This is a genomic window from Aquimarina spinulae (assembly GCF_943373825.1).
GTDB classification, from domain to species: Bacteria; Bacteroidota; Bacteroidia; order Flavobacteriales; family Flavobacteriaceae; genus Aquimarina; species Aquimarina spinulae.
Map to the genome: position 1 here is coordinate 2,503,107 of NZ_CALSBP010000002.1, position 15,057 is coordinate 2,518,163.

General features: G+C 33.1%; 8 protein-coding genes. 3 read left to right on the forward strand and 5 right to left on the reverse strand.

Annotated elements, in window-relative coordinates; all coding sequences use genetic code 11:
* Positions 1-94 precede the first annotated feature (94 nt).
* Positions 95-271 (forward strand): hypothetical protein, encoded by a 177-nt coding sequence (locus tag NNH57_RS16620; protein ID WP_159099254.1) that lies wholly within the window; start codon positions 95-97, stop codon positions 269-271.
* Positions 272-380: 109 nt separating this feature from the next.
* Here the strand turns inward: NNH57_RS16620 and NNH57_RS16625 are convergent, their stop codons facing one another.
* From NNH57_RS16625 to NNH57_RS16645, 5 genes are all read right to left on the reverse strand, one after another.
* Positions 381-1,163 (reverse strand): hypothetical protein, encoded by a 783-nt coding sequence (locus tag NNH57_RS16625; RefSeq protein WP_074409809.1) that lies wholly within the window; start codon positions 1,161-1,163, stop codon positions 381-383.
* A gap of 107 nt (positions 1,164-1,270) precedes the next feature.
* Positions 1,271-5,233, reverse strand: coding sequence for a PQQ-dependent sugar dehydrogenase (locus NNH57_RS16630; protein WP_108808261.1), 3,963 nt, complete (start codon positions 5,231-5,233; stop codon positions 1,271-1,273).
* 229 nt (positions 5,234-5,462) lie between these two features.
* Complete coding sequence (locus NNH57_RS16635) at positions 5,463-6,260, reverse strand: hypothetical protein (RefSeq protein WP_108808260.1); 798 nt, start codon at positions 6,258-6,260, stop codon at positions 5,463-5,465.
* Positions 6,261-6,358: 98 nt separating this feature from the next.
* Positions 6,359-7,861 carry an alpha/beta hydrolase gene (locus NNH57_RS16640; protein ID WP_165944043.1) on the reverse strand — a complete coding sequence of 501 codons (1,503 nt, stop codon included), beginning with the start codon at positions 7,859-7,861 and terminating at the stop codon, positions 6,359-6,361.
* A gap of 344 nt (positions 7,862-8,205) precedes the next feature.
* Positions 8,206-9,456, reverse strand: coding sequence for a helix-turn-helix domain-containing protein (locus NNH57_RS16645; RefSeq protein ID WP_159099253.1), 1,251 nt, complete (start codon positions 9,454-9,456; stop codon positions 8,206-8,208).
* A 1,024-nt stretch (positions 9,457-10,480) separates the two neighbouring features.
* Between NNH57_RS16645 and NNH57_RS16650 the strand changes: the two genes are divergently transcribed.
* Positions 10,481-13,651: a SusC/RagA family TonB-linked outer membrane protein gene (locus NNH57_RS16650; RefSeq protein WP_108808258.1), complete on the forward strand. Its 3,171-nt coding sequence runs from the start codon at positions 10,481-10,483 to the stop codon at positions 13,649-13,651.
* 3 nt (positions 13,652-13,654) lie between these two features.
* Positions 13,655-15,025, forward strand: coding sequence for a RagB/SusD family nutrient uptake outer membrane protein (locus NNH57_RS16655; protein WP_074409814.1), 1,371 nt, complete (start codon positions 13,655-13,657; stop codon positions 15,023-15,025).
* The last annotated feature ends 32 nt before the right edge of the window (positions 15,026-15,057 follow it).

Genomic DNA, 15,057 nt, shown 5'->3' on the forward strand with positions numbered 1-15,057 from the left:
CACTTTGTGTGATTTTTGATAAAAAATTGTATCGATAATATTCTGATACTGGTAGAGAAAATATATGTATAATAATCTTTAAAAACTAAAAATTATGAGAAAAGCAAAGGGGAAAAAATTAAGTCTTGCAAAACTAAAAATTGCAAAATTAGAGAATCCATCATCTATAAAAGGTGGTCACGTAGATAGTAAAAACCCTTCTAGATGTCCTCTATTCTATAAGCCAAAATTTACTATTATTACTTGCCCAACTAATTTTGAATGGGGTTAAAAAAATTCACAAACCATAAATAATTAAAAACCCTCAAACTATAAAAAAGGGAAAACATAGTTTGAGGGTTTTTCTATGGATTTAATCAAATGATTCGATTTATTATTTTTTAGTTTCTAACATCTGTCCAACCCTTCCAATGACCTAAAAAACCTCCTGGCACTGATCGCCAAGATCCTCTATATCTTTTTTTTCCTCCGATATAAGTTATTTTTTTTCCATACCCTCGTTTAACGGTATGAGTTGCCTTATCATTTTCTTTCCAACTTCCATTTGCTTTTTTATACTTAAACTTAACTGTCATATGGGGTACTCCGGTTCCACTATCGCAAAAAAGATGAGTATACCCTTCTATTTTCTTTTTTTTATTTCCTGACTTCCACACATCTTCAAGATCCCATCCGTCTCCCTCACAATAATCAGCATATTCTTTATCACAAAAACCTCGGTTAACCGGGAATTTTTGTAACAATGATTCAGGAATTTTTGCCATTTCTATTGTAACAGGAATATGCATAGTAGGTACTATCTGTCTTTTTTGTAATAATTTCTGATATTGAAAAGATTTGGACATATCTGCCAATACCTTAGGTACAGGAGTTTTTTCTGAAGTAAGAATCAGATATACATCCAACATAGAATGCGTGTCAAAATTAATAAACATTTTGTTGTGTTCAGATCCTGATTCTATAGCAATGATAACAGGATCTCCCTCTTCGTCACTTTCGATAAGTTGTAGTTTATTACCATTGGCAAAGGTAAAAACAGCAAATTCTCCACTATTAGTTTCCTCTAGAGTTAGCTGTACAGGTTCTGCTTCATGCTCACATGAGGTAATAAAGAGTAAGACGCAGATAATGCATAAAACTTGTATAAATTTAATACGTTTCATAAGATTAGTATATTAAAGATTTATGTGATAAAAATTACCCGAACCTTTTTAAGACACTCGGATTTGCGTCTACTCTTGCAAAAATATTTTAGAAAAATCCTCTGGATTTAATACTTAATAATTTTATAGGTTTGTTCGTCATCTTCAACATTAATCTTAACAAAATATAACCCTCTGCTATAATTCAGAATATTGATTGTTGTAGTATTACTATCCAAAATTCTTGAAGTAGTAATTAGTTTTCCACTAACATCAAACACTCTTATCAAAAAATTACTATATCCAGGTACCAGAACATCAACATTGTCTCTTGCAGGATTTGGAAATAATATAGCACTAAAGCCTTCTACATTTTCATTATCGTTTGATGGTACAGGGCTAATTTCTGCAATACCAGCTTCAATAATAGTATTACCACTGTAAGCAATAAAAATGGTGCCTTCTTCAGAAACATGTATATCTCTTATTCTTCCAAAAATGCCTTGTTCATTACTTCCAAACAGATATTCTATGTTTTGCATTGGTAAAAGAGTATTGTCCAGAGGTATTTTTATAACAGATTGACCTCTTAAAGTTGCCATAAGAAGACTATTATTAAGCTGTGGAAAAGCGGTATGATTATAATAATCTAACCCCGCAGGAGCAACAGAACCCAGATCGATAAAAGAGCAATCAATATCCGGATTATTGCAAGGTGTAGTCACGTCGGGCCATCCATAGTTATTTCCAGAAGCAATCAGATTGATCTCATCTCCTCCCACTTCGCCGTGTTCGCTTATATAAACATGAGGACCAGCTTGTGTGACTCCTTGAGGATTTCTATGCCCAATAGTAAACACAGGACTACCTGATATAGGATTATCTGTCGGTATAGAACCATCTGTATTGATTCGTAGGACTTTCCCTTCCAGACTATTTATATCCTGAGCATTGTTATTGGGAGATGCAGTTGTGATATATAAAAATCCATCTGATGATAGTAAGAGGTCACATCCATGCATTGAAGGCGAAGGAATATTTTCTAAAAGTACAGTTTCATTGGTTAAATCATCATCTACAATAGTATATTTTGCTATTCGAAGTTTAAGACTGCCATCATTATATGTATAAGCAACAAACAGTTCTTCATTACCCAAAGCCAAACCCAGTAATCCTCCTCTGGGAGAAGTATTGGTATCAAAATCTTGCGTTTCACCTAATCTAAGTACTTCTTGTTTATCTCCTGTATTTCTGTTTATTTTACTTATTACCCCAAGATCCCTGTCTGTAATCCATAAAAAACCGTTACCATCCAATTCTATAGACCATGGTACTTCAATCTCATTAGTAAGTACCCTTATATATCCTCTGGTATCTCCAATACTTATATTTTGAGTAAGTAAGTTTTGATTATCGGTTAGTTCGGCTAATTGTGTACAACCTGCAACCGAAACTAGGAGACCATAATCCTCTATATTAGATTGAATCTCTATAGAATCACCTGTCTGTCCTACAATAGGAGTATTATTTAAAGTCCATTGATACAAATATCCAATCCCCGACGTAGCAGTTAATGTTTGGTCTTGACGCACAAAATAGACATTTGTTAGATCTGAATGATTTACAACAATACTACCATTCATTAATCGATCACATCCTTCACTCATGGCTCGTACTGTTATTTCATCATCATTACGAATATGGTGGTAAGGAATAGCTATCGATAAAGGTTCTCCCGATCCCATTGCCGAAATGCCAATTTCTGTAGTATTTACCAATACCACATATGCTATCAGGTTTTCAGAATCTGATAAGTGAATTGTTACATCTTCTCCACTACACATAGTAGTGTTACCTGATAGGTCAAATGCACTTAATTGCCCAGCTACCGTTATGGTTACTGTACCAGGGTTACTCTCACAACCTTCTATAGTTTGAGTAGCATAAAATGTAGTAGTGGTCGATATATCGGTATTTAATATATTTCCTGTAGCAATACCATTTTCGAGATCGGGATCAGAATACCAGGTAATGTTTTCTCCTATTGCTTCTAATTGTACAGATGATTCGAAACAGATACTATATCCTTCTGGCATTTCGGGAACGGGAGCACAGGTAAATTCGATGGTATTAGAAATTACATTACAACTACCATTATCTACAATTACGTAATACGTTCCTGATCTTGATAACTGCAATACCTCATCATCGCCATCTACTAATTCCTGATTTCTATACCAGGAAAATGTCAACCCTCCAGAGCTTACCGAGGGAGTGGCCTGTAGTTCATTACCCACTGCTTGTAATACAACATTAAACGGATCGGATATCTCAATATCAAAAGAACCATTCATAATAGATGTGCAACTATTTAATGATGATCGGACTTGGATATTCCCAGAACTTAATCCTCCGATTGTGTTTAAAGTAATCGAGCTTCCTGTTCCTTCAATAAGATTACCAATGGAAACATTATCCAACAGTGTTTGATAGGTAGCTCCAATCTCTGACCCATCTAGTGAAAAACTTAGTGTATCTCCAGAACATAATTGCATACTGGCACTTTGATCGATTGAAAAGGGTTGTGGATCAGAAATAATCGTTATTGTTACCGAAGAGGAGGTAGAAGTACAATCTGTATTTGATTGTGTAAGATAATATGTTGTAGTCTCTGTAACACCAGTGGGTTCGAATTGTGCTCCTGTATGCAACAGATTGGTTAACCCAATATCAGAATACCATCGAATAGTGCCGCTACCCGATGCTGTTAATACAGGTGCTGAGTCACTGTTGCATATAGGATCAGGATCTTCAATCGTTGGTGCCGGTAAGCAGTAACTTTCATTTCTTAGTACTACTATTCTATCTTGATTGTGAGATGCCATAAAGATTTCACCATTAGGAGATACACAATAATCACGTGGAGAAACTTGAGATCCATCATCACCCCAAACTACATACTGATCATCATTGGTCAATATTATATTGTTAGCAGGGTTTAAACTTGTGTTTTTATTAATAACACTTTGGCCATCTTCAGAAACTAGTATTCTAAACGCTCTTCCACCTTTTGATGACCCTCCTATAAATGTATCTTCCCATTCTGGTATAGCAGGATGGTCATAATACAACAATCCCGTAGGGGCAAGGTCAAAGGTTACCAAGGGGCATGTGTTTTCATTTGTATTAGAAGAAGGGTCGCAATATCCCTCATATACAATATTATCATTAATATCCAGAAAGCCCCACCCATAACTATTACCCGGCTCTATACGGTTAAATTCATCATTAAGTTGTGCACCATGCTCTAATGCATAAATAGCATTGGGATATGTGGGATGGTTTGCAGGTACTTGCGCAATACCTTGCGGGTTTCTATGCCCGTAGCTGTAAATATAACTTGCTGGCGATGTAGGGTTACCCGAGTCATAAAATGGATTATCGATAGGTGCTGATCCATCCAGATTTATGCGTAAAACTTTACCGACGATATTATCAAGTCGGGAGGCATACCCCTCCTCCTCATCATTTGCTCCTGTAGTCATCAATAACTTTTGGTCATTTGATATCAACAACCTTGATCCATGATTATCTGGCGCAACATTAGACTGAAGTAAAATTTCCTGATTTTCTAATCTTTGATTGGTAAAACTATAAGTATATCTCGAAAGTGTTTGTAGATTTTGAGGATTAGTGTGTGTTAGATATATATAAGGGCTTCCATCATTAAAATCTGGATGTACCACCATACCTAACAGTCCTCCTGTACCAGGCCCTTGCTGTATTTGATCAGATGGTAATGTAAGCAGGATTTCTTTTGGGGATGAAGAATCATAGGGGTCAACTCTGCAAACATTTCCTGTGTCCCTCTCGGTAAACCAAATCATATTATCGGGCCCCCACAAAATCTCCCAAGGCTTCTCAACATCTGTTCTAAGAAACGAATATGTAACAGTAGTATCTCCCACTTCAAATGTTCCTTGAGCAGATAACATGGTGATATCAATATTGAGTATCACTATTATAAAAAATACCTTTAAGATAAATTTATCTAGAAAGGGGCTTGTATTATTAAGAGTTTTATTTGTCATGAATTTTTTAGAGTAATAAATGATGTCTCTGTATTTGCTCTAATACTATCTTTCTGGAAAATTGAATGTGTTTTTGGGGTTTGGATCCATATACATTTTGATAAAAAAGCAGCAGGAGAATTAAGAGTTTCTTCCTGCTGCCTATCAAACCATCATTTCAAACTGTTGAATTACTCACTAATAAAATTCTTATTATAAAATCATTATTCTGGTAATATCAATTTTATTTTTAGTTCCGAAAATCAGTATATCCTTTCCAATACACATATTCTGTTCCAAGGCCAGTTATTGCATTAACCCCACTACGCGCTGCTCTTCTGTATCTTTTCATTTTCCCTGGTATCGACAATCGTTTCCATTTTCCGGGATATACCTTGTATTTCCCTTTAACATGTGTCGCCCATCCTCCAGATGCTTTTCTATATCTATGTCTTACTTCCATATACTTCCCTTCATTGTATGATTCTTTAAACACAGAGGTATAATTTTTCATTACTTTACATCTACTACTTGATGTAATATTAGACACTTTGCTTTTTTTTCGGTTAAAACAATGATTATAACTCTCAGGAATATCATCGCAAAAATTTGCTTTAGTATTATTCTTCATTTTAAGTGTTTCAGGGATTTTTTCAACACTAAATTTTAGTGCAGCATCAAAATCCTTAACAACGCTTCTATGATTCAAATGATCATTGTCTTCAGAGATATCTGCAATTATTTTTGGCAGAGGAGAGTCATCGGGAGTTAATTTAAGGTATATGTCTAATATAGAATTAGAGTCAAAGTCTATCAATTCTATATTTTTATTTGAGCCAGATTCGATAGCCAGAATAACTGGATCTCCTTCTTCGTCACTTTCAATTAATTGTAACGTATTTCCATTAGAGAATGTAAAAATCGCCAATTCTCCATTATTATTTTCCTGTAGTGTTTCATTATTAACTCGCTCGCAAGAGAATGTAGCAAATGCCAAAAGTGAAATGTATTCAATTAGTGTAATTCTTTTAGGGATAAGATTTTTCATTATTTAATCTGGTTTTAATTTATAAGTAAAATTATATTTTTGAATTGTGTGTGTTTAATTAGCATTAGTGTCTAACAAATTTTTAAAGACCCTTTTTATTATGGTAGTATAACAGATGCTTCTTTATGAATCAATTCTATATTATCAATAGCTATAGATCCTCTTTCATGTCCATCTCTTGAAAAGCGAAAGCTTATATAATCGAGATCCCTTAAATTAACTCCCGAAAAGTCATTTAAAGGCATGATAAACGTTTTCATACCATTTAACTTCACCAATGCTCTCTCCTGAAAATTTTCCTTAAAAATTTCTATTGGATATGGTAAAACACCATAATTACTTAATCGAAGCGATTTATAATTACCTTGGTTATCCTTTAATCTTATGTAAAAATCTTGTGATTGATTTTCAATATTTCCCCCACCAAAATTCTGTGCTACCCTAAAAGATAAATAATCGTAATTTTTTACATTTTTATGCTGATTGGGGAAATGAAACCTAACTCTATGAGTACTTTTGGACCATTTAATCCCAAGGTATCTTTGATAATGAGGAAAATAGCTATGAAGAATCTCCTGTTCTGTTCTTCTATCGTGAAGAGAAACCTTTTGATTAAGTCCATTGTGATATGTTATGGCTCCTCCTAAAGTGTTCTTGGTTTTATTATTGTTTTCAAAATTTGCCACCACTTTTTTGATTTTTCCCCCATGTTGTATATCTACTTCATAATTAGGCAATAATTTTTGTTGTCTCTTAAAATATTTAGAATATCGCCCTTGATTAAATAAATTCATATTCAGGTGCGCTGTTATATAAGCCTTGGCATGATTATGGTTTCCTGCCACTTTATGAGAAGCACCATAAATAAAAACAAAATCTTTTTTAGGAAAATTATTCGCACCATTATATTCAGTTCCAACCATATCATAGAAAAAATATGGTGTATTTCTTGGATTTTCTCCCCAAACGGCGGTATCTACATCAAGAGATCCATATATCACCAATAAATTTTCTATTTTATTTACAAGATTTTTGGGGGTAGAATGTGCGTTGCCCTCATATTTTCCTGCTATAGAGTATTCATGCGCTGGTGCAGCCAAAATAAGCGATTTAACAGGCTTGCCAATAAAGTCCTTAATATATTTGGTATGCAAATAAGCAACTGCCCCCCCCATACTATGGCCTAGTATAGCGACGTTTTTATTAAAATTAAAATTATTATAAATATAATTTAAGTGTTCCGATATTGTCTTATTTGGGTGTTCATCTACCAAATATTCTATAGAAACGGACCCTATTCCTTTAGAAGCTAAATGTTCTTGTAGGGGTAAGTAAGATTTATAAGTTTTTCCATAAGCATGAAAAATAATTACAAGAGGAAAAGATCCTCTCATGATACCACCAGAAGGGCATAAGACTCTACCACTATGCTTGTTAGATTTAATTTTATAGTCCGAAACAGTATATTTATGATTTCCTTTTTGTATCAATCGATTATAATCAGAAGATCCAGCTTTATATTCTATTTTATTAGAAGAATCTATTATTTGTTCGGACACTTCTGGTGGTTGACAACTTATAGTCAGCATCAGAATTCCCATAATTAAAACACAACACTTTTTAGACATAACTTTTTACTATATTATTAATGAATACAAGTGGGTAAAACCCATGTTTATTTTCTTGCAGAATTTCTATTATCATCTCTCTCTCAAGAGAATGTAGCAAATGCCAAAGCCAAAATGTATACAAACAGTGCAATTCTTATTGAGGTAAGATTTTTCATATTATCAGTTTTTTAAACATTTAAAAAAAGGTGAGTACATTTTAAGGGCCCAAAACCTACTCACCTTATACACAAACTCAACTGTATAAAATACAAGTGAGATGCAATTCTAATAACATTAAAAATTATAAGTGTCCTTAAAGTTTGAATTTCAAGAAATCAGGACATAATTTGTTGCTGTTGTCTATATTCTTTGGGAGAGATTCCTGTATGTTTTTTAAATGCAGAGTAAAAAGGTGATTTCGAATTAAACCCACATTCCATAGCAATACCAAGTACGGTATAGTTATCATAATCAGGATCTTTTAGCTTAGATTTCACTTCTTCGATTCTATAACTATTTATGTAATCTGAAAAGTTGGAGCCTCCTAGTTTATTGATTAATTGGGAAAGATAGTTACTGCTTATTTGTAGTCTTTTTGAAATATTTTCTAACCCTAAATTAGGATCAATATAAATCTTTTCTTCTTTCATTAAAAAATCCAGCTCCTTAAAATAGGCATTGTCATTTGTAATATTGGTAAGGGTTACCGTATTGGTATTGATTTGAGAAAGTTTTATTTCAGTTAATTTAGCTATCAATAGAAATAATGCAATATGATGGGGTTTAAAATATGCTTTCTCGTCGTGTTCGGCATCCAAAACTCCTACTACCTTCTCTTTTATAAATATAGGAACAGAAAGCTTTGATCTTCCTGCTATATCATTCTTGTTGCCTCTTATGATTATACTTAAATTTTCTATACATTGATATTTCCCTAATTGTACTACTTTACCCAAGATTCCTTCTCTGATTGGGATAGGTATTTGTTTTTTTCTTTTTGTGATTTCACAATTGTTTTTGCTACTATATGTTGCTTTGGGAATTAACGTCTTATTTTCTTTACATACCATATAGATATTACATTCCTGTAACTGTAATTGAGAAATACAATTCTCTACAATATCTAATAAAACATCATCTCTCTTATTTTTATCAAACAAAGAAGTAGCAAAATAACTTAATATTCCTGTAATAGATATGGGATTAGAGTGTACTAATTGAAGTTCTCTTTCTGAGAAAACATGATCTAGTCCTGATAGCTGAAAATTAGTAATCTTTTTCTGTATTGGGTCTTCTAAATTAGTAACGCTACCCGATACTTTGTTTAAATGTTTAATTCCCAAAAAGAGAAAAACATAGCAAAAAATCATATATAGCATCCAAATCGGATAATATGCAGAATGCCCCGTTATCTCTTCTTTAATAAAAAACAAAGTAATAGTAAGCATCCATAACACCGATAGGATCACTAATGCAACAAAAATATTCTTTATCCATTTTGTTTTTTTTCTAACATAAACAAAAGATAATCTCCCCAAAGAATTCTCATACCTCTGTATAATACGATAATTCCATATGGAAAGCATAAAACAAAAAATAACGGTGAAATTTTCATCTATTTCATTAAGGAGAAAGGAAACTGTACTTTTTGAAAAAATAGAATAATCTATCAGAATATTAATCTTTATTAAGGTATATACAACAAAAAATATTGTAAACGGAATTAAGAGAAAGCGTTGATACCTTTTATATATTTCCTCTTTTTCAAGATAATAACATGTAAATGCAGTAAAAAAAACAGGTGACAAAAATTCGAATGGAGTATACAGTATAAGAATCCAGGGGTATAACTTGGTAATTCTAAAATCTATTAATAGTATTTGAATGATTACCAAATTGGCAGTAATCAAGAAGTAATAAAAAAACTTAAATGTCCTTTCTTTTTTTTTGCAACAACATAATTTAAGAACTGCAAAAATTACAATACCCAGACACCCTATAAGCAAAATAATATTGTATGGGTTTATTTTCATTGATTACGCAAATGTATTCCTAATCTACACTATCTATAACGTTTAATAACGCACAGACCCCACCCTATATTTCAGGTTATTTTTATGGTTTATTATAAAATTATATTAATATGAAGGAGTTTCTTGTTAATATATCATAAAATACTTACTAAATTTAAAATTACCTCCTTTTTACACTCTTACTACACTGAATAATATTCTGTTTTTGATAAAAAAACACGATGCCATTCGAATTGTTTTCATTTTATGAAAAATAAAGCAGTCTTATTGAATAATTATCAAAATTTATCTACAAAATTTGAAATATCAACATTTAATTCTTTTTGATGATGTTAGACTGAATATAGGGAAAACAAGTACTTAACAACATTACTGAAAATATAATATAACGGTAGACACATCTATATCGATAGATATGTCAAGCTCGGCCTATACGAAAAAACAGAGCATGTAATCAATATTAATACAAACTTAAAACAACACTTTATGGAATAAAATCAAACTCTACGAAGTATTAGAGTAAACTTCTCAAACAAGGGGAAAAGAACAACAAAATCAATTTTTAGAAAAACGAATTATGAATAAAAAAATCAATACTTATTTTTTGAATTCAGCAGAAATTATTAAAAATCAATCACTTACAATCGCAACAATTTTTATGTTATGTTTATCTGTGGGGCTGTTTAATGTATATGGAAATACTTACAAAGCACATAAAATTGAGGATGTTCTGCAAGAAAGAGAAATAAAAGGAAAAATAACAGATGATAGTGGTATACCACTACCTGGAGTAGCAGTAATCATTAAAGGATCAGACCAGGGTACTCAAACAGATTTCGATGGAAACTATATTATTAATGCCAAAGCTGGTGAGGTATTGATGTTTTCTTATATCGGAATGAAAACAGAAGAGAGAATAATCGATGCCATATCAGACACTATCAATATTGAAATGGTATCAGATACCGAAGAACTTGAAGAAATCGTTGTACTTGGGTATACCACAAGAGGTAAAAATGAAATTACCGGTAGTACAGTGCAAGTCGTTGCCGATGAAATTAATAATGTACCAGTACTAACTGTAGATCAAGCGTTGCAAGGTAAAGTAGCTGGTTTAAATATAGCTTCTTCTTCGGGAACACCTGGATCAACACAACAAATCAGAATTCGAGGAGTAGGTTCTATTACTTCATCTAATGCACCGCTTTTTGTAATCGATGGTGTGCCAATGGTTAACTATAATACTTCAGGTAGTGACTCTGCCAGTTCTTTGAGCTCTCTATCCAGTATTAATAGCCGAGATGTAGAAAGTATTACTGTTCTTAAGGATGCTTCTGCAACAGCCGCTTACGGGGCAAGAGGATCTAACGGGGTTATCGTAATCACTACGAAGAATGGTAGAAAAAATAGAAAGACAACCTTTAATTTTACTTCTACTTATGGATATCAGGAACAAGCAGTAAAGGGCCCAAAAATGTTAACCGCAGCACAGCGAGAAGAACTTTTTTATGACGCTGTATTTAATTCCTATGGAGAAACGTATAGTATAGACAGATCAGAAGCCAAAGAGCTTTATGAGCGGTTTCCTGGGTTCTGGGGTACTTCATATACTGATTGGAACGCAAATGGAAGACCCGAAGCAGACTGGCAGGAAATTGTTAAGACTCCTAATCCTACTTTACAAACATTTGATTTCTCTGCCACAGGAGGTAGTGAAACTTCTACTTTCTATACTTCTTTAGGATATAATAAAACCGAAGGTGTTGTTAAAGGAACAGATTACGAAAGAATCACCGCAAAATTTAACTTTTCGAAAGATATGACCAATTCACTAAAATTTACAAATAATCTTAGTGTTTCTAATATCGATCAAAATGGATTGTTTGAACAGGGAGCATTTTTTGCAAGTGGACTTTCTGCTCAGTTCTTTGTACCACCAACACTACCAGCATATAATGCAGACGGGACCCTGAATCTTACTGATTTTGGAAGCACGACCAACTATTTTAATTATCTTTATTTAATAGAGAATGACATCATTAATAATGATGTTACTCGCGCAATGAATAGTAGTACTTTAGAATGGAAAATTCTAAAAGGCTTAAAATTTAAAACCAATTTCAGTATTGATTATAATTTAGCCAACTACAAAAATTTTTCTAATAGAGTTCATGGAGGTGCTGTAGAAGAAGGTGGTAGTTCTTATGCTTCTACCAGTCGTAATTTTAATTGGGTAACTCAAAATTCTTTAAATTATAAAACCAGCCTGGACAGACATAATTTTGATATTACTATACTACAGGAGTTTCAAAAAAATAAATTCAACTTCATAAGTGCCCAAGGTGAAAAATTTCCAAAAGATGAATTAACCTTTGTAGATGAAGCCAGTATTAATTTCGAAGCTAGTACTTCTTTTAGCGATTGGAAGAACCTTTCCTATCTAGGAATGTTAAACTATAATTTTGACGATAAGTACATACTAGACGCTACTTATCGAAGAGAAGCTTCTTCACGTTTTTCACCAGATCAACGTTTTGGTGACTTCTGGTCTGTAGGTGCAGCATGGAATATTACTTCAGAAGAATTTTTATACGACAGTACTTTGTTTAGTAATTTAAGATTAAGAGCTTCTTATGGAACCAGTGGTAGTGCAGGAGTGGATATTAATGAGTATCAATCCCTTTTGGCTTACGATGCAGATTATAATGCTAATCCTGGGATATACCCAATAGGATATGGAAACGAATTCTTATCCTGGGAAAAAAATAACACACTAGATGTAGGTATCGACTTTGGTCTTTTTGATGATAAAATATCTGGATCTGTTGCCTATTACAACAAAAAGACCTTCGATATCCTACAAGAAGTAGGGCTATCCCGAACTACAGGATTTGCAAATGTTAACAGAAATATTGGAGAAGTTGTAAATACAGGTGTTGAAATAGAACTAAACTATAATATAATAAGCGGACAGGATTTTAACTGGAGTATTTTCGGAAACATAGCTACTGTAAATAACGAAGTGAAAAAACTAGCAAAAGATGCTTCTGGAAACGATATTGTAATTACCACAGGAACACGAAGAGTAGAAGTAGGACACCCAATATATGAGTGGTATATGAGAAAATGGGCAGGAGTAGATCCAGAAAATGGTGATCCTTTATGGTATATTAATGGAGTAGATGGTGAAACTACAAATGATTTTAATGAAGCCGAAGTAGCTTTTCAAGGGAGTAGTGCTATACCAACCTATAGTGGTGGTTTTGGAACTCATATAGATTATAAAGGGTTCTTTATGGACGCCAATCTATATTTTACAGGAGGTAACAAAGTATATGAAAGTTGGGCGCTATATACCAAAAGTAATGGGTTAAACAGTACCTTATATTTTAATGGTACCGAAGAGCTCTTACAAAGCTGGAAACAACCAGGTGATATTACAGATTATCCAGCTCTGCAATCAAATACAGGAGCAGGAAATCAATCTGCCTCAACTTCTACTCGATTCTTATATGATGGAGATTATATAAGACTAAGAGAATTGACCCTAGGATATAACCTTACTAATAGTACTTTAGAAACAATAGGTGTCGACGGAATCACATTTACTCTAAGAGGAACTAACCTATTTACCTGGGTAAAAGATGATCGATTAAAACACGATCCCGAAGTAAGAACCGATGGATTTACCAGATTAACTACGCCACCTGTAAAATCATTTGTATTTGGTGTTAACCTAAAATTTTAAATCATGACAAAAAAAATAATATACCTCGTATATAGTGCTTTGTTTATAGCATTAATATCTTCTTGTAGTAATGATGATTTAGAGCCTACTTTACTTCAAAATCAGAACTTAGAAGGTAATATTAGTACTGTAGAAGACTTATCTAATCTTTTAAATGGTACCTATAGTTGGATGACTCAATCTACCTATTACGGAAGAGACATTATCATATATGGAGAAGCAAGATCAGATAATGCATATTCTACTGGTGAATCTGGTCGTTTTATTAGTGTAAGTGATATGAATATGACTGATGCCAATGGATATGCTTTAAATACCTGGTCTGTAATCTATACAACTATATCTACAGCCAACATTGCTATTAACATAGAGGGTGTTAAAGGGGATTTGGAGCAAATTAATCACATTAAAGGACAAGCTCATGTAATAAGAGCACTAGGCCATTTTGATTTGTTACGCTTATATGGTCAACAACATGTAGATAACGGGGGGCTAAGTGCCTTAGGAGTTCCTTATATTGATAAGTTTAAAGATGATAATGATCTTCTCCCTAGTAGAAAAACGGTGGGGGAAGTAAAAAATTTAATCCTTGCAGATCTCGACAAAGCATCATCTTTAATGTCAGAGGCACTTAATGGTACATCCAGCTATATAACTAGCTATGCTGCAAATGCAGTTAAAGCAAGAGTAGCATTGTATTTTGAAGAATATGAAACAGCCAGAGATGCAGCTAAGGCTATAATCGATTCTGGGCAATTCTCTATATTAGATAGAGATTCGTATGTAGATAGTTGGTCTGTAGATAATGCTCCCAATTCTATTTTTGAATTAGCATTTGATAATGTAGATAATCAAGGTATAAACGGCTTGGCAAATATCTATCGATTTGGGTATGCTGATATTGTAGCATATGACGATTTTGCTTCTATTTTTGATGCTGGAGATATTAGAGGAGCTACCAGTATGATTAATACCGATGGAGATAAATTAAGAAATATAGGTAAATATCCTTCTCAATCTTTTGATGACAATGTTAGTCTAATAAGATATGAAGAAATCATCTTAATTTATGCAGAAGCATTATTAGAAACAGGAGCTATAGGTAATGCTTTAACCTGGCTAAATATGATTCCTGATAATAGAGGAGCTAGTCTATATACAGAAGCAACCAAAGAAAATATTCTTTTAGAGAGAAGAAAAGAACTATGTTTTGAGGGGTTTAGGTTTGATGATTTAGCACGAACAAAACAGAATATCCCAAAACTAAATGTAGTTTCTGAAGGACCCGTATATGGTAGCTATAATTATGCCTTTCCTATTCCTTTAGCCGAGCTAAATGCAAACTCTAATATGATACCCAATAAAGGGTACTAAAGAAAATATGATTATTTTACATCATATGTTTG

Excerpts from the sequence above, each read along its gene's own strand:
- NNH57_RS16635 (WP_108808260.1), bottom strand. The coding sequence starts at position 6,260 with ATGAAAAATCTTATCCCTAAAAGAATTACACTAATTGAATACATTTCA.
- NNH57_RS16655 (WP_074409814.1), top strand. The coding sequence starts at position 13,655 with ATGACAAAAAAAATAATATACCTCGTATATAGTGCTTTGTTTATAGCA.
- NNH57_RS16625 (WP_074409809.1), bottom strand. The coding sequence starts at position 1,163 with ATGAAACGTATTAAATTTATACAAGTTTTATGCATTATCTGCGTCTTA.
- NNH57_RS16650 (WP_108808258.1), top strand. The coding sequence starts at position 10,481 with ATGAATAAAAAAATCAATACTTATTTTTTGAATTCAGCAGAAATTATT.
- NNH57_RS16620 (WP_159099254.1), top strand. The coding sequence starts at position 95 with ATGAGAAAAGCAAAGGGGAAAAAATTAAGTCTTGCAAAACTAAAAATT.
- NNH57_RS16630 (WP_108808261.1), bottom strand. The coding sequence starts at position 5,233 with ATGACAAATAAAACTCTTAATAATACAAGCCCCTTTCTAGATAAATTT.
- NNH57_RS16645 (WP_159099253.1), bottom strand. The coding sequence starts at position 9,456 with ATGCTTTCCATATGGAATTATCGTATTATACAGAGGTATGAGAATTCT.
- NNH57_RS16640 (WP_165944043.1), bottom strand. The coding sequence starts at position 7,861 with ATGGGAATTCTGATGCTGACTATAAGTTGTCAACCACCAGAAGTGTCC.